This window comes from Enterobacter sp. MEB024 (genome assembly GCF_030209635.1).
In the GTDB taxonomy this organism is placed as follows: Bacteria; Pseudomonadota; Gammaproteobacteria; order Enterobacterales; family Enterobacteriaceae; genus Enterobacter; species Enterobacter ludwigii.
Genome location: NZ_JARVRQ010000005.1, coordinates 294,547 through 319,492, shown reverse-complemented (window position 1 = coordinate 319,492; position 24,946 = coordinate 294,547). Strand labels below are relative to the sequence as shown.

Annotated in this window: 17 protein-coding genes and 1 pseudogene; 4 read left to right on the top strand and 14 right to left on the bottom strand. The window is 55.5% G+C overall.

Features of this window, described 5'->3' with window-relative positions:
• Positions 1–5 precede the first annotated feature (5 nt).
• From recD to rppH, 12 genes are all read right to left on the bottom strand, one after another.
• Positions 6–1,826, bottom strand: a complete 1,821-nt coding sequence (gene recD / locus QRN24_RS11110; RefSeq protein ID WP_032680375.1) for an exodeoxyribonuclease V subunit alpha — start codon at positions 1,824–1,826, stop codon at positions 6–8.
• The gene (recB, locus tag QRN24_RS11105; protein WP_284942710.1) at positions 1,823–5,365 is read right to left on the bottom strand and encodes an exodeoxyribonuclease V subunit beta; all 3,543 of its coding nucleotides are present in this window, start codon (positions 5,363–5,365) and stop codon (positions 1,823–1,825) included. Before recB ends, recD begins: the two co-directional genes overlap by 4 nt.
• Positions 5,362–8,244 carry a pitrilysin gene (gene ptrA / locus QRN24_RS11100; protein WP_020883783.1) on the bottom strand — a complete coding sequence of 961 codons (2,883 nt, stop codon included), beginning with the start codon at positions 8,242–8,244 and terminating at the stop codon, positions 5,362–5,364. Before ptrA ends, recB begins: the two co-directional genes overlap by 4 nt.
• A gap of 139 nt (positions 8,245–8,383) precedes the next feature.
• Positions 8,384–11,758, bottom strand: coding sequence for an exodeoxyribonuclease V subunit gamma (recC, locus tag QRN24_RS11095; RefSeq protein WP_150342949.1), 3,375 nt, complete (start codon positions 11,756–11,758; stop codon positions 8,384–8,386).
• A gap of 12 nt (positions 11,759–11,770) precedes the next feature.
• On the bottom strand, positions 11,771–12,094 hold the full coding sequence (locus tag QRN24_RS11090; RefSeq protein WP_014171443.1) for a prepilin-type N-terminal cleavage/methylation domain-containing protein: 324 nt from the start codon (positions 12,092–12,094) through the stop codon (positions 11,771–11,773).
• The gene (locus tag QRN24_RS11085) at positions 12,079–12,480 is read right to left on the bottom strand and encodes a DUF2509 family protein (RefSeq protein WP_032680370.1); all 402 of its coding nucleotides are present in this window, start codon (positions 12,478–12,480) and stop codon (positions 12,079–12,081) included. The genes QRN24_RS11090 and QRN24_RS11085 overlap by 16 nt, the downstream gene beginning before the upstream one ends.
• Complete coding sequence (locus QRN24_RS11080) at positions 12,477–13,037, bottom strand: prepilin peptidase-dependent protein (protein ID WP_025203343.1); 561 nt, start codon at positions 13,035–13,037, stop codon at positions 12,477–12,479. Before QRN24_RS11080 ends, QRN24_RS11085 begins: the two co-directional genes overlap by 4 nt.
• Positions 13,028–13,492: a prepilin peptidase-dependent protein gene (locus QRN24_RS11075; protein WP_032680368.1), complete on the bottom strand. Its 465-nt coding sequence runs from the start codon at positions 13,490–13,492 to the stop codon at positions 13,028–13,030. The genes QRN24_RS11080 and QRN24_RS11075 overlap by 10 nt, the downstream gene beginning before the upstream one ends.
• A gap of 184 nt (positions 13,493–13,676) precedes the next feature.
• Positions 13,677–14,471, bottom strand: a complete 795-nt coding sequence (thyA, locus tag QRN24_RS11070; protein WP_014171447.1) for a thymidylate synthase — start codon at positions 14,469–14,471, stop codon at positions 13,677–13,679.
• Positions 14,472–14,477: 6 nt separating this feature from the next.
• The gene (gene lgt / locus QRN24_RS11065; RefSeq protein WP_284942709.1) at positions 14,478–15,353 is read right to left on the bottom strand and encodes a prolipoprotein diacylglyceryl transferase; all 876 of its coding nucleotides are present in this window, start codon (positions 15,351–15,353) and stop codon (positions 14,478–14,480) included.
• Between the two features lie 213 nt (positions 15,354–15,566).
• The gene (ptsP, locus tag QRN24_RS11060; protein WP_014171450.1) at positions 15,567–17,813 is read right to left on the bottom strand and encodes a phosphoenolpyruvate--protein phosphotransferase; all 2,247 of its coding nucleotides are present in this window, start codon (positions 17,811–17,813) and stop codon (positions 15,567–15,569) included.
• A gap of 12 nt (positions 17,814–17,825) precedes the next feature.
• Entirely contained in the window at positions 17,826–18,356 is a 531-nt protein-coding gene (rppH, locus tag QRN24_RS11055) for an RNA pyrophosphohydrolase (protein WP_013098553.1), read from the bottom strand.
• A gap of 463 nt (positions 18,357–18,819) precedes the next feature.
• On the opposite strand from rppH, the pseudogene QRN24_RS11050 reads away from it, so the two are divergent.
• The 4 genes and pseudogenes from QRN24_RS11050 to QRN24_RS11035 all read left to right on the top strand — a co-directional run.
• Positions 18,820–18,885 (top strand): annotated as a pseudogene (locus QRN24_RS11050) (hypothetical protein); the annotation flags it as partial.
• Positions 18,886–19,039: 154 nt separating this feature from the next.
• Positions 19,040–19,732, top strand: coding sequence for a DNA mismatch repair endonuclease MutH (mutH, locus tag QRN24_RS11045; RefSeq protein WP_032678891.1), 693 nt, complete (start codon positions 19,040–19,042; stop codon positions 19,730–19,732).
• A gap of 128 nt (positions 19,733–19,860) precedes the next feature.
• Positions 19,861–20,079, top strand: a complete 219-nt coding sequence (locus QRN24_RS11040) for a YgdI/YgdR family lipoprotein (protein ID WP_020883776.1) — start codon at positions 19,861–19,863, stop codon at positions 20,077–20,079.
• A 132-nt stretch (positions 20,080–20,211) separates the two neighbouring features.
• On the top strand, positions 20,212–21,252 hold the full coding sequence (locus tag QRN24_RS11035) for an NADP(H)-dependent aldo-keto reductase (RefSeq protein WP_284942708.1): 1,041 nt from the start codon (positions 20,212–20,214) through the stop codon (positions 21,250–21,252).
• Between the two features lie 78 nt (positions 21,253–21,330).
• Here QRN24_RS11035 and lplT read toward each other — a convergent pair whose 3' ends face one another.
• Positions 21,331–22,524 (bottom strand): lysophospholipid transporter LplT, encoded by a 1,194-nt coding sequence (gene lplT, locus QRN24_RS11030; protein ID WP_025203340.1) that lies wholly within the window; start codon positions 22,522–22,524, stop codon positions 21,331–21,333.
• Positions 22,517–24,676: a bifunctional acyl-ACP--phospholipid O-acyltransferase/long-chain-fatty-acid--ACP ligase gene (aas, locus tag QRN24_RS11025; protein ID WP_020883773.1), complete on the bottom strand. Its 2,160-nt coding sequence runs from the start codon at positions 24,674–24,676 to the stop codon at positions 22,517–22,519. The genes lplT and aas overlap by 8 nt, the downstream gene beginning before the upstream one ends.
• Between the last annotated feature and the right edge of the window lie 270 nt (positions 24,677–24,946).

Sequence of the window (24,946 nt, the reverse complement as noted above, 5' to 3'; positions counted from 1 at the left end):
ATCGCTTAAAGGGATTCAAATATCGCGCTCAGGCCGCTTCGACGTTCCGTGCGGGTGGCAATCGCCTGTAGCAGCACACGTTCATCGGCATACAGCGACAGGCGCTGACGCGCGCGCGTAATAGCGGTATAAATCAGTTCGCGGGTAATGACGGGCGAAAGCTGTGTCGGCAGGATCAGCGCCGCATGGTTGAACTCGGAGCCCTGAGACTTATGCACCGTCATTGCCCAGGCCGTTTCATGTTCAGGCAGACGGCTGGGCTGAACGGACTTCACGCTTCCATCCGGCATCTGGAACCAGACGCGCAGCCCCAGTCCACGATCGAGGGCAATCCCGATATCCCCGTTAAACAAGCCCAGCGCGCTATCGTTGCGGGCGATCATCACCGGGCGTCCCTCATACCAGCGCGAGTGCGGGGTGCGGTGGATTTTGCGTTTCTGGCCCAGCAGCTGTTCGAACCTGTCGTTCAGACCGCTTACGCCAAATGGCCCTTCCCTCAGTGCGCACAGTAGCTGATACTCCCCAAAGGCGGCGAGCGCCTGTGCCGGCGTGCATTGCTGTTGTACACCCGTCAGAAAATGCTGATACCCCTGCAGGGCGTCATCAAGCATCGCCTGATACTCTTCCCCGGTTTGCAGCGATTTTTTCTCGATATCGGTGAATTGACCGTCAAATACCGCACAGGTCGTGTGCCGGTCGCCTCTGTTCACAGCCGAAGCCAGCTGACCGATGCCCGAGTCGCTGCCGAAACGGTAGCTTTTTTGCAGCAGGCACAGGCTGTCGCGCAGCGCCCCCGCCAGGGAATGGTTTTCACTGGCGAGCGAACAGCCGGTCAGACGGGACAGCTCCTCAGCGCGTTCAGCGGTATATCCCAGGCTTGCATAAGTGCAGATATCTCCCAGCACCGCCCCGGCTTCCACCGAGGCAAGCTGGTCGCGATCGCCCAGGAAAATGACGCGGGCGTGCGCTGGCAGAGCATCAATCAACCGCGCCATCATCGTCAGGTCGATCATTGACGCCTCATCCACCACCAGCACATCCAGGTGCAACGGGTTACCGGCATGATAACGCAGACGCTGGCTTCCCGGCTGAGCACCCAGCAGCCGGTGCAGCGTGCTGGCTTCGTTTGGGAAAAGGGCAAGCTGCTCCCCGGTGAGTGGCAACTTCTGCAGCGCACCACCTAACGACTCGGTCAGGCGCGCCGCCGCTTTGCCGGTAGGGGCCGCCAGACGAATACGGCACTTTTGCTCACCTGATAACTGAATCAGGGCGGCAAGCAGTTTGGCCACGGTGGTGGTTTTACCGGTTCCCGGGCCGCCAGAGATGACGGAGATCCGCCGTGTTAAGGCCACGGCCGCCGCCACTTTCTGCCAGTCTGTCGCCTCAACAGAGGTAAACAAGGTATCCAGCGTTTGCCGCAGTTGGGCTTCATCGCAGGGAAGAGGCGCATTGGTCTCGCTGAAAAAACGCGCGACCGCCAGTTCATTACGCCACAGTCGGTTGAGATACAAACGATCGCCCGTCAGGATCATGGGTGTCTGGCTATCGGCTGCGCTGACGGCAGGCGAACGGTGCAACACCGTCGGCCAGTCCACGGATTCTCCCAGCAGAGCAAAGCAGGACTGCAGGGCCGCGGGCATTTTCTCATCCATCGCCAGACGCGAAAGCGGCAGGCAAACGTGCCCTTCCCCTGCGTCTTTACTCAGGATGGCAGCGGCGAGCATCACGGCAGGCTCATCACCTGACACCATCATGGCGAACTGTACGTCCAGGTGGCGCAGTAGTCGCTGTTCTACCGCTTCCAGCAACAATTCCTGCATCGTCATGCCACTTCCTCCGTGTTTGCTGCAAATAAGTTATCCATTTTCTCGATCAGTGCCGCATGCGGGCGTGTGCTAACGATGCCTGAACGCGGGTCAGCCGCATCCACACCGCGCAGGAAAAGGTAAATCACCCCACCAAAGTGCTCTTCGTAACGGTAGTCAGCAATGCGATGGCGCAGATAACGATGCAGCGCCAGAGTGTAGAGCTGGTACTGCAGATCGTAGCGATGCATTTGCATGGCGGATGCCATCGCCTGCTGGGTGTAGGCTTCGCTGTTCTCACCCAGCCAGTTTGATTTGTAATCCAGCAGGTAGTAGCGCCCTTCGTGACGGAAAACCAGGTCGATAAAGCCTTTTAACATCCCCTGCACCTGGCGGAAGTTCAGCGGCGGGCAACCGGCAGACAACGGGTCATACTCGCGGATCACCGCATCAAGCGCGTCAGCCCGCAGCGGGCTGGCGATGGGAAGGTAAAACTCCATCTCCACCTGTTTATCTTTGGCGGTCAACTGGCTGAGAGAGAGGCCCTCTGCCGTGAGCGGGGCGTGCAGAATAGCGCGGATCCACTCGGTGAGGACCGGCTGCCATTGTGCATCATAGCCCCCACTCTGTAACATCTTTAGGACCCATTCGTCAGAGACAGGCTGGGTAAAATCCAGCTCTTCAAACAGGCTATGCAAAAAGGTTCCCGGTGACGCGCCGCGTGGAAATTGATGCGGCGTAAGCGCAGGCTCAACCGGTACGCTACCGGCTCCGGCGGCATCAATATCCAGCTTTGGCATCAGGTCCTGCGCAATGCTCTGCCCGTGCTGCTGTAACCCGGAGTAGCTGGTAACGCGCCAGTCGTCGGCAATGGTGCGCAGAATCTGCCGGGCTTCCAGTTCAGATTCCCGCCAGTCCGGCATCTGCCAGCGGCTGTTATCGGGTGGCGACGGAATGTGCAGGGCAACATGCTCGCCGCACAGCGACTCGATGCACTGGCGCAATCCGGCAGCATCTTTGGGCTCGCCGAGCTGAATGAGTCGCCCCAGCGCGCTCAGGTGGAAATCGCTCTCCCCCGACTTGTCGCCACGACGGCGGAACAGCGGCGCCACGCCCAGGCTGCAGTGCCAGACCGAACGGGTCAATGCCACGTAGAGCAGGCGTAAATCTTCCGCCAGACGTTCGGCCTCGGCCAGCTCAACGCTGGACTCCGCTTTACTGAGATCGAGCACCGCGTCGAACGATTCGCGATCGTGGTAAAAGGCCTGATCCTGCACGCGGTAATTGGCGATAAACGGCAGCCAGACCAGCGGATACTCCAGTCCTTTCGACTTATGAATCGTGACGATCTGTACCAGATGTTTATCACTCTCAAGACGCATCTGCTGGCTGGAGGCGTTGCTGTTTGGGTCGGCAATCTGTTGCGCCAGCCAGCGCACCAGAGCATGTTCGCTTTCAAGCTGCGTGCCCGCCTCCTGCAACAGCTCACTGATATGTAAAATGTCGGTCAGACGGCGTTCACCGCCTGCTGTCGCGAGCATATTCTCCGCAAGGTGTCGCTTCGCCATGAGCTCGCGCACCATCGCCATCACACCGCGCTTCTGCCATCGCTCACGGTAGTGAACGAACTCTTCGACGACCGCATCCCATGCGGCTTCGTCATTATTGAGTGCATCAATGTCACGGGCGTTCAGACCGAGCATTGCGCTGGCTAGTGCGCTGCGAAGCGTACTTTCGCGCTCCGGGGACAGCACGGCCTGAAGCAGCCACAGCATTTCCTGTGCTTCCAGAGTTTCAAAAACGCTGTCACGGTTTGAGAGGTACACGGACGGGATGTTCAGCAGGGTAAGCGCATCGCGGATCAGCGACGCCTCCTGACGACTGCGCACCAGCACCGTGATATCAGACGCCTTCACGGGGGCTGACTCATTTTCCTTCCACAACAGCGCCTCGCCACGCGCACCAGCGCTGAGCCAGTCACGGATCTGCGCGGCACAATGCTGGGCCATGGCATTTTGATAGTCCGCGACGCCACAGCCTTCACCGTCAAGCAGCCAGAAGTTCATGGCTGGCTGCGTCACCCCGTTGAATTCGAAACGCAGCGAGCTGTTTTTTGCGGCAAACTTTACCGGCTGAAAGGGGATCTCACGGAACATAAACGCCGTATCCATGCGGCTAAACAGCGCATTGACGCTTTGCACCATGCCCGGGGAAGAGCGCCAGTTGGTATCCAGCGTATAGTGCGCCTCTACCTCACTGCGGGCCTTCATGTAGGTGAAAATATCCGCACCGCGGAAGGCGTAAATGGCCTGTTTCGGATCGCCGATTAGCAACAGCGCGGTGTCGGGCTGTTGTCGCCAGATGCGGCGGAAAATACGGTACTGCTGAGGGTCCGTATCCTGAAATTCGTCAATCATCGCTACCGGGAAGCGGGTGCGGATCGCGCAGGCAAGGGCTTCGCCGTTTTCACTGCACAGCGCCGCATCAAGGCGGCTCAGCATATCGTCAAAACCCAGTTCGCCACGGCGACGTTTCTCACGTGATACGGCTTCGCGAATTTCCGTCATGGCGCGGGTGATCATCAGGTCATTGAGCGTGAGTGGCTCAGCGAGCAGCGATTCAATCGCAACAAACAGAGGATGCTCAGGCACAATGCCGTCGGCTTTAGTCCGCTCAATCAAAAAACGCTGCGAGAATTTCTCCAGTGCATCCGGAAGCTGATAACCGCGCGTCTCTTCCTGCGCCCAGGCGCTGATCTTCTCGATCCATTTACCCTGGTTGCCGCGGTTAAATTTACGTCGGTCAATCCCGGAGTTTTCGATGATCGCCTCAATCTCACCGACAGACTCATTCCATTTTTGCTTGAGCGCAGCAATTTTTCCGACAATCTTTTCATGCCGTGAAGCCAGCGTTTCGTCAGCAGGTGGCGGAGATTTGATAACCGGCGCTTCGCCCTGAAGATAACGGTCGATAGCGCGAAGAAGCTCTTCGGGACCTTTCCACAACGCATGGACCGCTTCAGCGATATCGCGCGATAAAGGGTAGCAGTGGCGACGCCAGAAATCCGCACAGGCCTGATAGCGAAGCACTGATTCATCTTCAATGAGCTGCTGTTCAAACAGCATTCCGGATTCAAACGCATTCAGGCTCAGCATGCGCTGACAAAAACCATGAATGGTGAAAACGGACGCTTCGTCCATCTGCCGTTCCGCCAACAGCAGCCACTGGGCGGCCTGTTGCTTATCTGCAATCTCTTCAAGAAGGCTGGCGTAGAGAGGGTTATCCGTGGTCTGGCGCAGGCAGGCGATGCGCAGCTCATGAATATTGGCACGAATACGACCGCGCAGCTCAGCGGTAGCGGCCTCGGTGAAGGTGACCACCAGCAGCTCTTCCACGCTTAACGGACGTGGAAAAGCGGCGTTACCACCAAGCCCTAACAGAAGACGCAGATAGAGCGCGGCAATGGTGAAGGTTTTTCCCGTTCCCGCTGAGGCTTCAATCAATCGTTCACCCTGTAGAGGTAAACGTAAGGGATTAAGGGGCTCAGCGGTATCGGTCATTCTTTCTTACTCCAGGGCATAGATTGCTGCAGCGCGCTGACGCTCTTCCAGATCGTCCAGCCTTTCGGGTTAACGTAGTCCGTTTTCCCGTTCTGACTACCGGAAACCTGCGACAGAATCGCCATTCCCTGCGGTTTAACCACCGCCTGGTGGAAGAAATCAGCAACCTTCTGCGGCGTCAGCTGTTTTATCTCGGCCACTACTTTATCACGCGAATCAAATTTCAGATTACCGCGATCAAAATCTTTGCTCAGTTGTGATGCTTCTTCACCCAGCGTCTGCGGCGGTTGCATCACCTGCGCGATGACGGCCTGCTGAATCTGAGCAAACTCCTCCGGCTTCATCGCCCGCAGCTTCGCTTCCGCCTGTGGGAAGAATGCCTGATAACGCTGCCAGAGATAAGCAGGCTGTTTATCACTGCTTTGCAGCAGGAAGCCCAGCCCCCACTGGCGACCTACGTTCATGGAGAAGGCAAAGACCGCGTAACCAAGCTGCTCTTCTGTACGCAGTTGGTTGTAGAACCACGGCTGAATAATCTGCCCCAGCACCGCACTCTGCGCGGTACTGGTGAATTCATCATAACCCGTGGGTACAAACACAGCGGCCAGGGCAGAATCCGTGCTGTTACCCGCCTTTTCAAAAATCACATTCTGTTTTTTCTCAACCAGTACGTCCTGGTTGCGGCACCACTCGTCGCCTTTCGAACCAAGCTGCGTACGGACATTTTCTGCCAGTGTTTTAGCCTGTACGTCACTCATGTTTCCGACGATAAGGAACTCCGGACGCGTGTTCGTTTTCAGCGCATCACGATACGCCAGCACATCTTTTAAGGTGATAGAGGGCAGCAGCGCCCGGCGATCTTCGCGCTGGAAATAGGGAATTTGCGAAAGCATTTGCGTCGGCATGAGCGCCAGGTCATACGCTTTACCCTTCTCGGCAGAATCCATCATCTGCGCATACCAGGATTTGGCCTGCTCAAGTTGCTCTTCGGTCGGGGTATAACTGAAATAGCCTTCCAGTAACGCCTGGAACAGCTGCGGCAGACGCTGGGTGTAGCCGTTGGCATTGACCATCAGACCGTTATTGGCGTTGGTCGAGAAGCTTATCCCGCCGACGGCCGCCTGATTGCTAAGCTGATCGAGTGCGATACCGGCAAGATAGTCATTGAGCGCAAACATCACCTGATTTTTAGCGCTGTTCATTGCTTTTGGGTTACGCAGAACCACGCTCACATCGGCTTTCGGTTCACTCGCGAAATAGCGGCTTGGCGTATACACCACGCGCAGCGTCGGCTCATCAACGATAAGTTCCGGGTGCGGATAGGCTTTCGTGGTTTTAATCAGCGAGAAATCATCCGGAATGTAGGGGTTCAGCTCCGGCAATTTAAGCGCGATCTCACCGGCCTTTTTCTGCCAGTCGGCGAAGGTCTGGTCACTGATTTTATCCACCTGATAAGGGGCATCGACAAAATAGGCCATTTTGTTATGCGGTTCGTTCGGGCTGATATACCAGACGCGGGCATTCTGCGGCGTCATCATCGCCAGGCGGGCTTTTACCGCGTCGGCGTCATACTGGTCGGCAATATTGACCGCGTCGAGGGTATGTTCCACCGGTACACGGATCATGGTATCCGCCAGCCATTCAACGTAATCCATGTCGCGGGTAATGGACGGATAACGGAAATCGAGATCCAGCACGTGCGCCAGTTCATCAAAGTAACGTTTATCGACGCCTTTATCGCGCAGCAAAGAGAGGTAGCTGAAGATAGCCGCCACGACGTCATCACGGTGAGCCAGACCTTTGTCAGTCAGGGTGGCGGAGATCGCCAGCACGCCGCTGTTGCCGTTCACAACCGGATCGGAGTCGGCACGAATACCTTCCACCAGCCCTTGTTTTTGCAGCCAGTCAGAAAGTGTACCCGGGCTACGGTTGCCAATCAGGTAGGTGACCAGTTCATCGGTTTTGCTGCGAAACTGCGCCGTATTGTTATCAATGCGGAACTCAACGCGTAATACTTTACGCGGCAGTGCAGGAACGTAGTGGATAACGATCCCTTTTTGCGCGTCCGTGACCACAGGAACGTTTATCTGCGGCAGGTCGATATTTTTATTCGGTACCCGGCCAAACGTCTGTGCCGCCATGCTTGCCAGCTCAGGCAACGGTTTGTTGCTGTAGATGACCGCTTTCATCAGATTGGCGGAGTAGTATTTATCGCGAAAAGCATGCAGGGCATCCAGCACCGGGCTGTTCGGTTTATCGCTCAGCGTCTCCAGGTTACCACCGGAAAAACGCGATCCCGGGTGCGCCGGGTTAATGGTTTCTGCACTCACCTGCGCCATGCGCATCCCGTCTCGCGTACGGGCAAGGGTCAGTTCAGCATTAACGGCATTGCGTTCGCGGTCAGCGTATTTTTTATCCAGCAGGGGAGCCGCGATAGAATCCGCCAGACGATCCACTGCACCTCCCAGCGCATCATTCTCAACTTCGAGATAGAAGGCTGTACGGTACGGCGCCGTGCTGGCGTTGTGGCTGCCGCCATGCATTTTGAGAAATTCGGACAGGCTATCTGGCTGTGGGTATTTTTTGGAACCCATAAGCGTCATATGTTCCAGATAGTGTGCAAGCCCAGGGTGGGCTTCCGGATCTTCCAGCGACCCAACCGGCACCACCAGTGCCGACAGGGATTTTACCGCCTGCGGATCGGAAACCAGCAGCACAGTCATCCCGTTATCAAGGCGAATAGCCTGATACTGACGGGTATCTTTTTCGCTCTTACGGATAGTTTCCTGAATGGGTTGCCAACCGGAGCCTGCCTGAGTGAAAGGTGCCCAAAGGGCGACAAACAAAACAAACGCTTTGAACAAGGTGCTGCCTGGCATTACGACCTCTTTATCACGGCTACATCATTAACAAACTGCGTGCTGGACTCACCAACATCTCTTTCTTTGGGTACATCAGTCCGTGATAAGAAGTGCATCATAAATGAACACCCCATACTGCGCAATTTTTATACAGCGCTCAGGACTGATTAAATTTGAACAACGGTAACAGGTAGCGTTGTGCTTCTTCCGTGATAGCCTCGAAGTATTCAGGCTCAAGCGTTCGCCATAAACGTTGATACCAGACATCCTCACCTTCGCCGCGCACCATCATGTTACCTTCATACGCCTGCATGAATTTACTCCGTGCTTTCTGCAGTGAAGCGTCATCCGTTAACATGGCATCATTCTGTGCGTCATAACAAGCTTTTATCCAGGCGCCACCGCTCTCGGGCAGTAGCAGGAGCGGTTTATTCATTCCCCGCAGATAGCCTTCAACGTACAAGGATAAATAACGTAACGCCTGCTCTGCGTCCATCGGCGGAAAGCGCCATTCGCCCTCTTTGCGGACAAAAATACGGCTTTCGCCTTTATGGCCGCCAGCACTGTAGACAAGATGTTCGAGCCAGAGTTGCAAACCTTGTGAAACGCTAAGCATGGAAGGACGCCAGCGCAGGAGCCCATCCGGCTGTACCTGAGTTAGCCAGCCCGTGAGCTGCACACCCTGGCAGTTGAGATCGATTTCAAGACTGGTTCCGGGTTGCCGGCATTCCCTCACGCGTTCTGCCAGAGATTCCATCTCCTGGCGCTGCGCCTCCCAGACAATTTCTCCGAACGCCCCGTAGGGTAACTGCCCCGCAGCACGGTAGCGGCGGTAAAGCTTGTCGGCATCTTCCTCTTCAACCAGCGCGTTCAGCAACTGCAGGTTTAACTGATACCGCTCCAGCCCTTCCAGCGTAAACGGCTCTGCATCAGGAATTTCACTCTCTTCAGAACGGAAATTGACCTGCAACCGTTGCTGGAAGAAAGCGCGTACCGGATGCCCCCAAAACCGCTGAAGCTGTTCAAAGGTCAGGGTGTCTATCGGGCGAGGATCAAGCTCCTGAATGAAATCGGTATGCGCTCTCCCCTCTTTTTTCGCCGCAGGCAGCCATTCGTGGGCATAGCTCTGATGATCGCTGACCACGTAGTTCACCGGGTCAAACGGCATGCGGCTATGGAAGCGGGTGATATGCGCTTTCACTCGCTGCGCACTTTCATCACAGTTACGGGCTTCATCCCCCGCCAGATAGTGGCTCTGCCCGATATAATCCACCAGTTCCTGCACCAGAACAGAAGGAAAGCGCTCGCTGTTGTCCTGGATAGAGCGGCCGATATAGCTGATATACAGCTGACGTTGAGCCGAAATGAGCGCCTCAAGGAAGAGATAGCGGTCATCGTCACGACGGCTACGATCACCCCGCTTTGGATTCGCACTCATCAGATCAAAACCCAGCGGCGCCAGGGCGCGTGGATAAATACCGTCATTCATTCCGAGCAGGCACACCACTTTGAACGGGATAGAACGCATTGGCATCAGGGTGCAAATATTGATTGGGCCTGCCAGGAAACGCTGGCTAATTCGCTCCTGATCGAGCCGTTGCGTCAGCTCATCGCGCAGCAATGACAACGGGATAGCCTCGTTATAGTGGGAACTCACGCCCTCTTCGACGATTGCCTGCCACTGCGTTTCAATGAGCGCCATAGCGGCTTCGGTATCACTGTCCGGCAGGAAGAAATCATTGAGCAATGCCCTGCAAACCGGGAGCCACGCATCCAGCGGACGCGGCTGCATCAACTCAAGCCGCCAGCGGTTAAGTTGCATCAGCAGAGAAGCTAAATGACCGACCAGCTCAGCGATCAACCCGCTGGACTCATCGTAGGGCAGGACTTCATTCCACTCGCCCTGGCTGCTTTCCATCGCATAGCCCAGCAGCATACGCGTCAGGCCAAACCGCCAGGTGTGCTGGCCGGTGGGAGGAAGCTCGAACGCCTGAACGTTGTCATCATCAATGCCCCAGCGTACCCCGGACTCGTTAACCCACTGACGAAGGTAACGCAGCCCCTCTTCATTGATATTGAAACGTGCGGCCAGGACTGGGACATCAAGTAATGCCAGGACATCTTCGGAGATAAACCGGCTATCCGGTAATGAAAGCAAAGTAATAAAGGCCTGCAAGGCCGGATGAGACTGGCGGGCCCGTCGGTCAGAAATGGCGTACGGCAGGTAGCGTTCACCTGTCGCACTCCCAAAAACAGCCTGAATAAAAGGACTGTAACTGTCGATATCCGCCACCATCACCACAATGTCACGTGGCGTCAGCTCAGGATCGTCCTGCAGCATCGCCAGCAGTTGATCGTGAAGCACTTCAACCTCGCGCTGCGGGCTGTGGCAAACGTGGATCGTGACGCTGCGATCGTCGCCGTCCAGCTTGCGCTTACTGTCGCTGCGTTCAAATTCTTTCGCCGTAACGCCCATGACGGCGCGGTTTTCGAGATCCAGAATGTCGAGCTGGATATTATGCAGCAGGCTATCCGGAGCGATCTCGACGAAGGCATCCACATCCCCTTCGCCTGACGACGTGATGTCTGAGAGCATGTGAATGTAGTCACGGCCCAGCTTTCCCCAAGAGGCAAGCAGCGGGTTTGGCAGGTTTTGAATGCCGTGCTCATCAAATAGCTGTGCGGCAGACGCGCTGTCTTTAAACAGTGGCACGGTACGCTCTTCAAACAGGCGTCGTCTCTGGCGAGACACCAGCCGCGAAAGCCAGCGTTCATCCTGAATGTCGCCCCAGTACTGGCGACACGGATTGGTAAAGAGGATATGTATGTCGATGTGTTTACCCAGCGCACTCAGCGCCTGCAAATACACCGGTGGCAACGCCGAGATGCCGCAGATAAACACGCGAGAGGGCAGCCGGGCTGGTCGCTCAGCGCTGTTTTCCAGTATGGAGATAAACCGCTGGTAGAGGTTTGCACGGTGCCACTTCGGCTGGCCGAGTTTCTCAGTGTGTTCCACCAGCGCTTTCCAGAGCGGTGCCTGCCAGACTTGCGCCTCCGGTAACCCGTCGACCCGCTCGCCCGCTTCCCAGCGAGTCAGCCATTCCGGGCGATACACCAGATACTGGTCATAGAGATCGGCGGTGCGTGATGCCAGCTGGAACAGCTTGCGTTTATCGGTGTCGTCATTGAGGTAGTGGCGTAGCATGACGAATTCATCATGCTGCAGCATGTCCGGCAACAATGCCATCAGCTTCCAGCTCATGCTTTGCTTGTTGAAGGCACTCTGTTCCGGGATGTCCGGCAACACGCGGACAAACATCTCCCAGATAAAACTCGCGGGCAGCGGGAAATCGATATTTGCGGCAATGCCGAATTTACGCGAAAGCGACATCTGCAGCCACTGTGCCATACCGGTGCTCTGCACCAGCACCATTTCTGGCTCAAAAGGATCGTCAAGCCGCTCGCGCTCAACGATAAATTCCATCAGCGCTTCCAGCACATCCAGACGATTTGAGTGGTAGACCCTTAACATAGACGCTCCCGACTACTGGCTAACCGGGCAATGCAGACGCGTCATCTCGCCGCGCCGCCCCAGAGGAGAAATAAGTGTAACCGTGATGCTGACACATCCAGAGAGTGTTGTCTGCCCCCGACTGACCTGCCAGCCTGCCGGGAGAGCAATTGTTGAAAGCTGAGACTGATTCCAGGCATGATGCCAGAGCTGACGATACTGATTAAACATGGAGAACCGCGTCGCCAGTGCCCGCTGATAACCCGACAGTGCCGTGACAATCATCACCAGCAGCATCATCGCCAGTAATACCTCAACCATGCTAAAGCCTTTTTCTCTGCTCACGGCAGCTGGCATAACGCACTCTCCTTAAGCGGACAAAAATCACTCCAGCCGTGTGGCGAGAAATGGATCTTGCCGTCGATGATTTCGCCTCTGCGCCATAGCAGCAGGTCATCACTCCCGGCGATAAGCAGCACACGCGTTTCATTCAGTAGCCGCAGGCAAACTCGCCATGCCGATCCCTTTTTGCACTGGATCTCAGGCTCAGATAACCAGCTCTGAACGCGTCCCCATTCAAGCGCTGACTGCACGGATGCCTGCTGTTGAACCGAGCGGCTCTCACCGCCCACCAGTGCGCTAAACGTGGTCAGCTGCTGATTGAGGCCGGTGAGGATCAGCGTGCCCAACACCAGTAAAAGTAACACCAGCGCCAGCGAGGACATCCCGCGCTGCCGGTTCACAGGTTGTACCCCGTGACGCCATAAAAAGCCTGACAGGGGGCCCCCTGCTCGCCCTGACGAAGGGCGGTCATTTCAATATTCAGCTGGGGGGCAAACCCCGCATGCTCAACTTGACTCACCACAAAGTGCTGGATGAGAAGCCTGTTGGGGTCAGTGAGTTTCTCCCATCCTTTACCCTCACACGAGGTCGCCCCATGCAGGGTCTCCAGTGCACCTGATTCCAGACGAAAACCTGTGCTGTCGTTTTCCGAAGACGAGCTATCCCAGTTACCGTTACTGTTTGCATCCCACCGTACAATGACACAGCGACCTTGCCTGCCGATCGTCAGTCCCTGCCCCGCACAGTTTCCGGCGCAATACCCCGCACGCTGAAGCTGTTTGCCGAGGGAAAAAAGGCGTTGCCACACCTCCTCCTCAAGCTCCCGCTGACCGGATTGCTGTAAAACAGCCCGCTGCAAGCCCGGTAAAAAGCGCGAGGCGCTTATCAGTAACAGACTGCTGATCGCCGTGGCAATCAGAACTTCCATCAGTGAGAAACCCTGCTGGTTTAGGGACATGAACCTTCTCCTGTGACATTGCACATCCTGATTCGCCCTCCATTCGAGACAATGACGAGCCATTCTCCTGCACGACTTTGCAGGCGTATTCGCCCTGCCCATGCCGTATCCCTGAGTCCATAGAAGCCAAATAACGGCGTTATTTCACTTACCGTGACCTCCGGCCACAGGGGAATAAATACAAACGGACTGCCTTTATCACAGCCCTGCACGAATGCGCTCATCAGACAGGTGACGCCTCTGTCGCGCCGCAATGTGACCTGGTGGTCACGGTTGTGCCGGTTTGCGTCATTGCGCAGAAATACCAGGTAATCACGCACCTGCCCGGCAGTTTGCCAGAGCCGTTGCTGCCGTTGCCAGTTGTCCCAGCCGTATAGCCCGGAGGCGCTGAGAATGACCACCAGCGAGATAGCCACCAGGGTTTCGATAAGCGTAAAACCGTTCTCTTTTTTCATGCCGGGAGTGTGGCGAAATGGCCTGGAATTGACGAGCAACGGATGACCGTTTTACGAGCCCTTATCAAGGAAAGTTAAGCGGTTGCAGTGCGTTGCATACATTCTGGATAACGCGTCGGAAAGCGGGAAGAAGGCGAAAAAAAACCGGCGCTAAACAGCACCGGTTATGTCAGGATTGACAGCCTCAGATAGCGACGGGCGCTTTGATGCCTGGATGAGGGTCATAACCCTCAATCTCAAAATCGTCAAAGCGGTAATCAAAAATGGATTCCGGTTTGCGTTTGATAATCAGCTTAGGCAAGGCGCGCGGTTCGCGGGTCAGCTGGAGATGCGTCTGTTCCATATGGTTGCTGTAGAGATGGGTATCCCCACCGGTCCAGACGAAATCGCCCACGTCCAGATCGCACTGCTGCGCCATCATATGCACTAACAGCGCATAGCTGGCAATGTTGAACGGCAGGCCGAGGAACACGTCGCAGGAGCGCTGATAGAGCTGGCAGGAGAGCTTACCGTCTGCCACATAGAACTGGAAGAACGCATGGCACGGTGCCAGTGCCATTTTATCCAGCTCGCCGACGTTCCAGGCGGAAACGATAATACGGCGCGAGTCCGGATCGTTTTTCAGCTGGTTCATCACGGTGGTGATCTGGTCAATATGGCGGCCATCCGGCGTAGGCCATGCGCGCCACTGCTTCCCGTACACCGGGCCCAGGTTGCCGTTTTCATCTGCCCATTCGTCCCAGATAGAGACGTTGTTTTCATGCAGATATGCAACGTTGGTATCGCCTTGCAGGAACCAGAGCAGTTCATGAATGATCGAGCGCAGGTGGCAGCGCTTTGTCGTCACCAGCGGAAAACCTTCCTGCAGATTGAAGCGCATCTGGTGGCCAAAAATGGAGAGCGTGCCGGTACCGGTACGGTCATTTTTCGGCGTGCCCTCATCGAGCACTTTTTTCATCAGTTCAAGATACTGTTTCATGGTTCCTCAGGAAAGTTGTTGCTGTGGACGACGACGATACGCCCAAATCATCATAATGACACCCGCGACAATCATCGGAATGGAGAGGATCTGCCCCATGCTGATGTACTGTACCCATTCGCCGGTGAACTGTGCATCCGGCTGGCGGAAGAACTCGACGATGATACGGAATGCACCGTAGCCAATCAGGAACAGACCGGAGACAGACCCCATCGGACGCGGTTTACGGATAAACAGATTCAGGATGATAAACAGCACCACGCCTTCCAGCGCCAGCTCGTAAAGCTGAGACATGTGGCGCGGCAGAACACCGTAAGTATCGAACAGGGATTGCCACTCAGGATGAGACGGCAGCAGCGCCATGTCCTCTGCACGCGAGCCCGGGAACAGCATGGTAAAGGAGACACTCGGGTCGACACGCCCCCAGAGCTCACCATTGATAAAGTTGCCCAGACGTCCTGCTCCCAGACCAAACGGGATCAGTGGCGCGATAAAATCTGACACCTGGAAGAAGTTGCGTTTGGTGCGTTTGGCAAAAATCACCATCACCAGGATCACACCAATCAGCCCGCCGTGGAAGGACATGCCGCCATCCCAGACGCGGAACAGGTAGAGTGGATCGTTCAGGAATACCGGGAGGTTATAGAACAGAACATACCCAATACGGCCGCCCACGAACACGCCAAGGAAGCCTGCATACAGCAGGTTCTCGACTTCGTTTTTGGTCCAGCCACTGCCGGGACGACTGGCGCGACGGCCAGCAAGCCACATGGCAAAAATGAAGCCGACCAGGTACATCAGACCGTACCAGTGAAGCGAAACAGGTCCTATTGAGAAAATGACCGGATCAAATTCCGGAAAATGCAGATAACCACTGTTCATCTGTCACCACAAGATGTTGTTATTCCGCTGAAAGTGGACAGCGGTAGAAATGCGATTCTGCTGTTAGCAGAGGCTCCAAAGTTGCGAATCATAGCATAAGGCGGACGCGGAGGATGCGCCAGAGATGTAAAAGATGTGTATAGAGGAGTGTGTTATATCCTCACAGCCGCCCTGTCACAAAGGACGAGGACGGAGTGAGGGGAAAAGTACGTATTAGCGACCGCCGCGAATCAGGCCGCCCATACCGCGTCGTTCCATGAAAGCAGCCACCTGATGACGCACTTCAGCGGCCAGCTGCGCTTCAAGACTGCGTTCAGCCAGCTCGCGGGCATCCTCAATATCGATATGCCGCAGCAGGTACTTCACGCGGGCAACCGCACGGCCGTTCATGGAGAGGTGGCGGTACCCCAGCCCAATCAGGATTGCAACGCACATCGAATCTCCGGCCATTTCACCACACAGGCGCAAATCAATATCGTGCTGTTCGGCTTCTCGCGCGATCATCGCTAACGCCCGGATCATCGCAGGGTGCAGGCTGTCATAGATGCTGGCAACACGCGTGTTGTTACGGTCGACGGCCAGAATATACTGCGTCAGGTCATTGGTACCGACCGAGATAAAGTCGACACGGTTAGCCAGCTGCGGCAGCATAAAGACCATTGACGGCACTTCAAGCATCACCCCAATTCGTGGTTTGGGGATCGCATAGCCAATCATCTCTTCGACTTCACGGCCGGCACGCTCAATCAGACGCCGCGCCTCGTCAATCTCATCAATGCTGGTGACCATCGGCAGTAAAATGCTGAGGTTACCCGTCGCCGCATTCGCGCGCAGCATGGCACGCACCTGGATCAGGAAGATCTCAGGCTGATCGAGCGTAATGCGTATCCCACGCCAGCCCAGGCACGGGTTTTCCTCACTGATCGGCATGTACGGCAGCTGTTTATCTGCCCCGACATCAAGGGTGCGCAGGGTGACCGGTTTGTCGTTAAACATCTGCAGCATGCCCTGATACTGCGCGACCTGCTCCTCTTCAGAGGGAAAGCCACTTTGCAGCATGAACGGGATTTCGGTGCGGTATAAGCCGATACCGTCGATGCGGCTGCCGAGCTTCTCTTCATGCTCGGGGCTTAAACCTGCGTTGAGCATGACTTTGATTCGCTCGCCGCTTTTGAGCTGCGCGGGCAGATTAACGTCATCCTCTGCCAGCTTGCTTAATTCATTCTCTTCGCTGATAAGGCGCTGGTATTCCTGAAGCAGAACCGGCTCAGGATCAACCAACAGCTCACCGCGATAACCGTCGACCACCAGGGTGCGTCGGTGCAGCACCGATGGCTGGATATCCGCCCCCATAACGGTGGGAATTCCCAGCGCGCGCACCATAATGGCCGCGTGCGAGTTCGCCGCGCCATCGCGTACCACTACGCCCGCCAGGCGGTCATGAGGCAGTTCAGCCAGCGTTGTCGCGGAGAGTTCATCGGCAACCAGCACAAAACGTTTTGGCCAGGCATTCGCGCCCTGAATAGTGTCATCAAGATGGAACAGTAAACGCTGCCCCAGGGCGCGTAAATCACCGGCCCGCTCTTTCAGGTAACCGTCGGTCAGTGCCGCAAACTGCTCGGCAAATTTTTCGATGACCTTTTTAACCGCCCACTCCGCAACCGCACCTTTGTCGACTTCGTCAAAAAGCTCGCGGCGCAGACGTGCATCGGAGAGAAGGTGCGAGTAGAGGTCAAAAATGGCCGCTGTCTCTTTTTGCGCCCCAGCGGCAAAGCGCTTGCTGTAGCGACGAAACTCATTCGACGCCTCTTCCAGTGCGGCGGTGAGACGCTCGCGCTCAAGCGCTTCATCAAGCGTTGAGGCTTCGTACACTTGCTCCATCAACGGCAGAGTGGCGTCCATCCAGCCTTCGGCGATAGCGACGCCCGGCGACGCCGGAAGCGCGCGAATACGCGTATGGCGGTACTGACCAAACAGTGCCGTCAACTGGGACTGGGAGAGGATCGCGGCCATCTGCGTGGCCAGCGTGACGAGGAAAGACTCTTCGCTTTCATCGTACTGACGCAACTCACGCTGCTGTACCACCAGCACACCAAGCAGCTGACGGCGCTGAATAATCGGCACACCCAGGAAGGCGCGGAAACGATCTTCTTTTACGGAGGGGATATATTTAAAGCTGGGGTGTTTTTGCGCGTCGGCAAGGTTGATAGGTTCGGCGAGTCGCCCAACCAGACCAACAATACCTTCATCAAACGCGAGCGTTACGGTGCGTCCACGTGGCTTTTTCAAACCACGGGTCGCCATCAGGTAATAGCAACGCCGATCGTGGTCGGCCAGATACACCGAACAGACTTCGGTCTCCATCGCAAGACAGATGTCGGTAACCAGAATGTTCAGCGCCTCATTCAGACGCGGCGCACTGGCCACCTTCTCGACTATTTCTCGCAAGCGGGTGAGCATGATTTGCGTAGCTTAACCTCTTTTACGTCGCCAGGCAGGTGCGCTCTGCGGCTTAGGCGGGATCTCCTGAAGCTGCATGACAACACTTGCGAACTCTTTCATCACCCTACGGTAAACATCGCGTTTAAATGACACGACCTGACGAACAGGATACCAATAGCTCACCCAACGCCAGCCATCAAACTCCGGCGTACTGCTGGTTTGCATATTGATATCTGAATCGTTGCCCACCAACTGCAGTAGAAACCATTTTTGTTTCTGGCCGATACAAACCGGCTTTGTGTCCCAACGCACCAAACGTTTCGGTAACTTGTAACGCAACCAGTTGCGGGTCGAAGCCAGGATGCGAACATCTTTTCGGCTTAAACCAACCTCTTCAAACAGCTCCCGGTACATCGCTTGTTCTGGGGACTCTCCCGGGTTGATCCCGCCTTGCGGGAACTGCCAGGAGTGCTGACCATATCGACGGGCCCACATCACCTGGCCCTGACGATTACAAATTACTATTCCTACGTTCGGGCGGTAGCCATCGTCATCAATCACCGGACTACCCCAAACTAAACCTTATATATGAATGATTGTTTCACACTACAGGGAGGCGGTAAACCACTCTCTTACAGGGCTGCAACCTAATAACATTTGAATAACTCACAAATACAGGCAGAGTTATAAACAGATGAGCAGCTCTGAGGGGAATTTTATTCACCTTTTCTGTGGATATAGTTGTGAAGAAGTGTCTGATTACCGATGAACAACCTCAGCCGCCGTCAATCTCCTTCCATTACCAATAAAAAATAAAATCATTATTTTCATAAAGTTAATCGTAATAAAACCGACCCACACCGCTTAAGCGTGACGATCATCACATCAGGGATCGTTGTGCTGATGAAAGATCGAACAGCGTCGGTTTTATCCACAGATTGTGCCAATAAGTTAGGCACAATTTGTTTGAAAATTGGATTTTCGTCGCACGTCAAGGCTGTAAATTGAAACAGTAGTCAGGGTTATGCCCAGTTATCCCACTTTTCTGTGGATAACATGGTGTAAGATCCTGTTCATTGTCAGTGACCAGAATTGAACAACCGAATTTTTGTCCTTCGCCATCCATTTTTAGCGTGCTAAAAAAACCTATAAATCATACACATGGCATATTCGTACAGAAAAAGTTAAACTCTATCCACAGGGGACAATTTCTTAGTGTATTTTTTAATCAAAAGGTTACCTTCATGCATTCGCTTTTACCCTTGCTTTCACCGCCGTCCAGCGAAACCCAGTTGCTACAGCAGGCGCAGCGTCTGGCTGGCTTTTCGCTTGGCGAGCTGGCGGCAATGGCTGGCCTGCCGATCCCTCAGGATCTGAAGCGGGATAAAGGCTGGATCGGCATGCTGCTGGAGCTGTGGTTGGGTGCAAGCGCAGGGAGTAAACCGGAGCAGGATTTCGCCGCCCTGGGCGTAGAGTTAAAAACCATTCCCATCGATAGCCTTGGCAAGCCCCTGGAAACGACATTCGTCTGCGTTGCACCGTTAACCGGGAATACCGGTGTGACGTGGGAAACCAGTCACGTTCGGCATAAACTGAAGCGCGTGCTTTGGGTCCCCGTAGAAGGAGAACGTCAGATCCCGCTGGCTGAACGCCGGGTTGGCGCACCGCTGCTGTGGAGTCCGGATGAAGATGAAGAGCATCAGCTGCGTCTGGACTGGGAAGAGCTGATGGATATGATTGTCCTCGGTCAGGTTGAGCGCATCACCGCCCGACACGGAGAGGTGTTACAGCTGAGGCCAAAGGCGGCGAACAGTAAAGCGCTCACGGAAGCAATCGGTGCCCGGGGCGAGCCGATACTGACATTGCCACGCGGTTTTTATCTCAAAAAGAACTTTACCGGGGCGCTCCTTGCTCGCCATTTCTTACTCAAAACGTAGTTTTTTACTTATTTTGAGAGCTCTCAAACATAATCACCTGGTTTTTAAGATTTTACCGCTTCCTCCTGTCGAAATATCGGGTTATTACTACACTATGATTTGATACGAGCCAGGTGAGGACGATAACGATGAAAAAATGGGCAGTGTTAATTTCAGCAGTCGGATTAGCGTTTGCAGTATCGGGCTGTAGCAGCGATTACGTGATGGCGACAAAAGATGGCCGGATGATCCTGACAGACGGCAAGCCGGAAGTCGATGATGACACCGGTCTGGTCAGCTACCGCGATCAGTCCGGGAATAAAATGCAGATCAATCGCGACGAAGTCTCGCAAATTATCGAGCGATAAACAGAGAGAGGTCAGTACCTTGCTGGCCTTTTTGATTTTTTTCTTCCCCTTTTGCTTCCCCTCTGCCATGTTTATATTCCTTTGTCGGGAGGTTCCTGACGCGGTCTACATGTCTATTGAAGGAAGCCGGCTATGCATTATCACCGTATCCCCCACAGCTCTCTGGAGATAAGCCAACTGGGGTTGGGCACGATGACATTTGGTGAACAAAACAGCGAAGCCGATGCCCATGCACAACTCGATTATGCCGTCAGCCAGGGCATTAACCTGATTGATGTCGCAGAGATGTACCCTGTTCCTCCACGCCCGGAAACGCAGGGGCTTACCGAAACCTACGTCGGCAACTGGCTGGCAAAACGCGGCAACCGAGAAAAACTGGTTATCGCCTCGAAAGTCAGCGGCCCTGCGCGTAACAGCGATGCCGGGATCCGCCCAAACCAGATCCTCGATCGCAAGAATATCCGTGCCGCGCTGGATGCCAGCCTGAAGCGCCTGCAAACCGATTATCTTGATCTCTACCAGGTACACTGGCCGCAGCGTCCAACCAACTGCTTTGGTAAGCTCGGCTACAGCTGGAACGAAAGCGCTCCCGCCGTTACGCTGCTTGAAACGCTGGAAGCGCTGACCGAATGCCTGCGAGCGGGCAAAATCCGCTACATCGGCGTGTCTAACGAAACGGCTTTTGGCGTTATGCGCTACCTGCACCTGGCTGATAAACACGATCTGCCGCGCATTGTCACCATCCAGAACCCCTACAGCCTGCTCAACCGAAGTTACGAAGTGGGTCTGGCCGAAGTGACGCAATATGAAGAGGTTGAGCTGCTTGCCTATTCCTGCCTGGGCTTTGGTACGCTGACGGGTAAATACCTGAACGGTGCGAAGCCAGCCGGCGCGCGTAATACGCTCTTCAGCCGCTTTACCCGCTATAGCGGCGAGCAGACGCAGAAAGCCGTCGCGGCCTACGTTGATATTGCGAAGCGTCACGGGCTCGATCCTGCCCAGATGGCATTGGCCTTCGTACGCCGTCAGCCGTTTGTGGCCAGCACCCTGCTGGGCGCAACGACGATGGAACAGTTGAAAACCAACATTGAGAGTTTCCATCTGGACCTGAGCGAGGACGTGCTGGCGGAGATTGACGCGGTGCATCAGGTTTATACCTATCCGGCACCGTAAAAAAAGCAAAACGGCAACCTCTGTTGCCGTTTTTAATGTTTGCACCCGCTTGTGAAAAGGCGCTGAAGACGACCCGAATCAGCGGCGGCGCTGCCAGACCCACAAGCCGGCAATCGCCAGCGCGAACAATCCACCGAACCCGACGCCAATCCCTACCACAGGCGCACCGGCTTTAACCGCCAGCGAATACAGGCCCAGCATCAGCAGCATCGCCAGGTTTTCACCGAGGTTTTGCACCGCAATAGCATTGCCCGCCCCGACCGTCTGCTTGCCACGCTCCTGTAATAGCGCATTCAGTGGCACCACGAAGAAGCCTCCCAGAATACCAATCAGGATCAGCAGTACGTAGGCTGGCAATAACGCGTGTTGCAGCGCGAAAAAAAGCACCGCAACGCCAATCAGTATCCCTGCCGGCATGCAGCGAGCAACGGTGTCGAGCGTCACCAGTTTTGCCGCTGCCCCCGCGCCCACCACAATCCCGATCGCCACCATCGCATTAAGGTAGGTTGGCGTCGCGTTGTCCGTGATCCCCAGCGCCACCGGCACCCACAGCACCAGCAGGAAGCGCAGCGTAACGCCAGCGCCCCAGAACATGCTGGTGCCCATCAGAGAGAATCGCGTTTCACCGTTACGCCACAGTACGCGGCAGGCATTGAAGAAGCTGCCGGTCATCGGCTTAAAGCGCCAGGATTGCCCCGGACGCGCCACCGGCAGTTTCGGAATAAACAGGTTAGCGACTACCGCGCCACCGTACACCACGGCACACACGCCGAGGGCCGCCAGCACGTGCCAGTCAGCGAGGACACCGCCTGCGACGGAGCCAAGCAGGATTGCCGCAATGGTGGAGGACTCCATCAGCCCATTGGCTTTCACCAGCTTATCACCGGTGGTCAGCTCCCCGAGAATGCCATACTTCGCCGGGGAGTAGGCTGCGGCGCCAATGCCGACCAGCGTATAGCCAATAAACGGATTGAAACCAAAACAAATGCTGGCGGCTCCCAGCAGTTTCAGGCCGTTGGCAAACATCATTACCCGGCCTTTCGGGAAGCTGTCCGCAACCTGTCCGACAAACGGTGCAAAGATAATGTAAGCGCCCACAAACACCATCTGCAGAACCGGCTGACTCCAGTCGGGGTAAAACTCAGCCTTGAGCAGTGCCAGCGTGGCAAACAGCAGCGCGTTATCGCCAAAGGCGGAAAGGAACTGGGCGGCAATCACCGCCATCATGCCTTTTGAGCGCAGAGAGGTGTTAGTGTGTACTGACTCACGCATTATGTTGTTCCGCCTGTTCAACCATGCCCTTGAGGGTCACGAAGTCGGGCTTACCGCTGCCGAGCACCGGAAGCTGTTTCAGGTAGCGAATATCACGAGGTACCGCCAGCTCCGGAATGCCGTGCTCGCGGGCATAGCTGAGTAACTGGTCGCGCTTAAGCTCGCTGTCGGTGGTGAACAGCACCAGCGCCTCGCCTTTACTTGCATCACTCTTCACAACCGTGGCATGCATCTTGTCGGCGGAGACGCCCGATGCCAGCTGTTCAACCATCTCAAGCGAGACCATTTCACCCGCAATCTTGGCAAAGCGTTTTGCACGCCCCTGGATCTGCACAAAGCCTTGCTCATCGAAACGTACAATATCGCCGGTGTCGTACCAGCCCGTTTCAATCTCGCCATTAACGTTTTCTGCGGTCGGTGCTTCCAGCACGCCGGGGTTTTCCACGCGCAGATAGCCGTTCATCACGTTTGGCCCTTTCAGCTGCAGCCGGCCGCCGTCTTCAATACCAGGCACCGCCAGCAGACGAGCATCCAGCCCAGGCAGAATTCGGCCTACTGTCCCCGGCTTCGCCGCCATTGGCACGTTGATAGAAACCACCGGCGCACACTCTGTCACGCCATACCCCTCGAGGATGCGCAGACCAAATTTGTCCTGCCAGATCTGTCGCGTGCTCTCCTGCAGTTTTTCCGCGCCAGCAACCACGTAGCGCACGCGGAAGAAGTCATACGGATTGGCGAAACGCGCGTAGTTCCCGAGGAAGGTTGAGGTTCCAAACAACACGGTACAGTTACGGTCATACACCAGCTCCGGCACAATGCGGTAATGCAACGGGCTTGGATAAAGGAAGACTTCGGCACCGGTCAGCAGCGGCGTGAAAAGCCCCACCGTCAGACCAAAAGAGTGGAACAGCGGCAGCGCTGACATAAACCGGTCTTTCGCGGTAAAGTCGGCAATGCTTTTGATCTGCTCAACGTTCGCCAGAATACTCTTGTGACTGTGGACGACGCCTTTCGGGTTGCCTTCAGAGCCAGAGGTGAAGAGGATAATCGCGTCGTCTTCCGGCTGCTGTTTCACCTGGGCCAGACGCGGCATCAGCAGATGAGCAAAAATCCACAGTTTGTCGCCTGTCGTCACGTCCGCTTTAAGATCTTCCAGGAAGACCCAGCGTACCTGGGTAAGCTGTTCAGGAAGATGCCACAGTTTGCCTTTGTCGAGGAACTGGCGGGAGGTAAAGACGGTTTTGATTTGCGCTGCCGTGATGGCACTGGTCAGCCCTTTCACGCCCGCCGTGTAGTTCATCATCGCCGGAATACGGCCACGGGAAACGGCACCAAAAATCACCGCCGCACTGATGCCTGCGTTGGGCAGCATCAGGCCAATCTTTTCGCCCTGCTGGCTGTACTTCTCAAGAATACGGCCCACGAACAATGTTTTGGTCAGCAGCTTGCGATAGGTATCCGGGGTAAAGTTGATATCTTCGATGCAGTTTTTCTTCGCGCCGTAGCGGTGCTGTGCCGACAGCAGGGATTCATACAGCGTCTCGCGCGGGCGAACCGCCATACGCGCTTCCATCATAATCTGGTGCAGCATCTCTCCGGCAATTTTACGGCGATCGCGTGCACGGGGCGCGTCAGGCATCGGTAACGACGTTGGCGGCAGGATATGCAACGTAATTTTTGGGAACACGCGCTGCTTTACCAGCCCTTTCAGACGGCTGAAATAGGAGCGCTCCGCCCCTTCAATACGCAGTGGCACCACGGTCGCTTTTGACTTCGCCGCGACAAACCCGGCGCCGTCGTAGATTTTCATCAGTGAACCGGTCACCGAGATGCGACCTTCCGGGAAAATAACCACCGGACGCCCCTGCTCCACCAGACGCACCAGATGTTTAATCATCATCGGTTTGGTCGGGTCGAGCGGCACAAAATCAATCAGCGGCGTGAGCCAGCGCATGTACCACTGCTGGCTGATGGAGGTATAAACCGCAAACACCGGACGCACGGGCAGAAATAGTGCCAGCAGAATGCCGTCGATAAAGGAAACATGGTTTGGTGTGATAAGAACGCGTTCGCCGCGAAGCGCCTGAGCATCGCCAGTGACGCGAATGCGAAAGAGAATACGGAAGAGTGTACGGAAGAACCCAAAAAGCATCTCAACTCCCTTTGCCAGCCAGTGTGAAGGGTTGATAGTAAATGGTGGCAGATTACACGAGAAGTGATACGGGAGCGACTGCAAAGTTGAGGCGAAAAAAAACCTGCGCATCCGCGCAGGTTGGTGCAAGAGAAGAGTACGAAACCGTACTAAGAATTCTCACCAATCAATACCTCTGGGATCTCGACTCTATCAATCTCCCCCTCATCCTCGCCATCGGACAATCGCAACAGCCTGAGGCAAAGTGTAACTAAAGGTTCAGATTGACAT

Coding starts and splice junctions, on each gene's coding strand:
- recD (WP_032680375.1), bottom strand. CDS start 1,826: ATGACGATGCAGGAATTGTTGCTGGAAGCGGTAGAACAGCGACTACTG.
- recB (WP_284942710.1), bottom strand. CDS start 5,365: ATGACCGATACCGCTGAGCCCCTTAATCCCTTACGTTTACCTCTACAG.
- ptrA (WP_020883783.1), bottom strand. CDS start 8,244: ATGCCAGGCAGCACCTTGTTCAAAGCGTTTGTTTTGTTTGTCGCCCTT.
- recC (WP_150342949.1), bottom strand. CDS start 11,758: ATGTTAAGGGTCTACCACTCAAATCGTCTGGATGTGCTGGAAGCGCTG.
- QRN24_RS11090 (WP_014171443.1), bottom strand. CDS start 12,094: ATGCCAGCTGCCGTGAGCAGAGAAAAAGGCTTTAGCATGGTTGAGGTA.
- QRN24_RS11080 (WP_025203343.1), bottom strand. CDS start 13,037: ATGTCCCTAAACCAGCAGGGTTTCTCACTGATGGAAGTTCTGATTGCC.
- QRN24_RS11075 (WP_032680368.1), bottom strand. CDS start 13,492: ATGAAAAAAGAGAACGGTTTTACGCTTATCGAAACCCTGGTGGCTATC.
- thyA (WP_014171447.1), bottom strand. CDS start 14,471: ATGAAACAGTATCTTGAACTGATGAAAAAAGTGCTCGATGAGGGCACG.
- lgt (WP_284942709.1), bottom strand. CDS start 15,353: ATGAACAGTGGTTATCTGCATTTTCCGGAATTTGATCCGGTCATTTTC.
- ptsP (WP_014171450.1), bottom strand. CDS start 17,813: ATGCTCACCCGCTTGCGAGAAATAGTCGAGAAGGTGGCCAGTGCGCCG.
- mutH (WP_032678891.1), top strand. CDS start 19,040: ATGCATTCGCTTTTACCCTTGCTTTCACCGCCGTCCAGCGAAACCCAG.
- QRN24_RS11040 (WP_020883776.1), top strand. CDS start 19,861: ATGAAAAAATGGGCAGTGTTAATTTCAGCAGTCGGATTAGCGTTTGCA.
- QRN24_RS11035 (WP_284942708.1), top strand. CDS start 20,212: ATGCATTATCACCGTATCCCCCACAGCTCTCTGGAGATAAGCCAACTG.
- lplT (WP_025203340.1), bottom strand. CDS start 22,524: ATGCGTGAGTCAGTACACACTAACACCTCTCTGCGCTCAAAAGGCATG.
- aas (WP_020883773.1), bottom strand. CDS start 24,676: ATGCTTTTTGGGTTCTTCCGTACACTCTTCCGTATTCTCTTTCGCATT.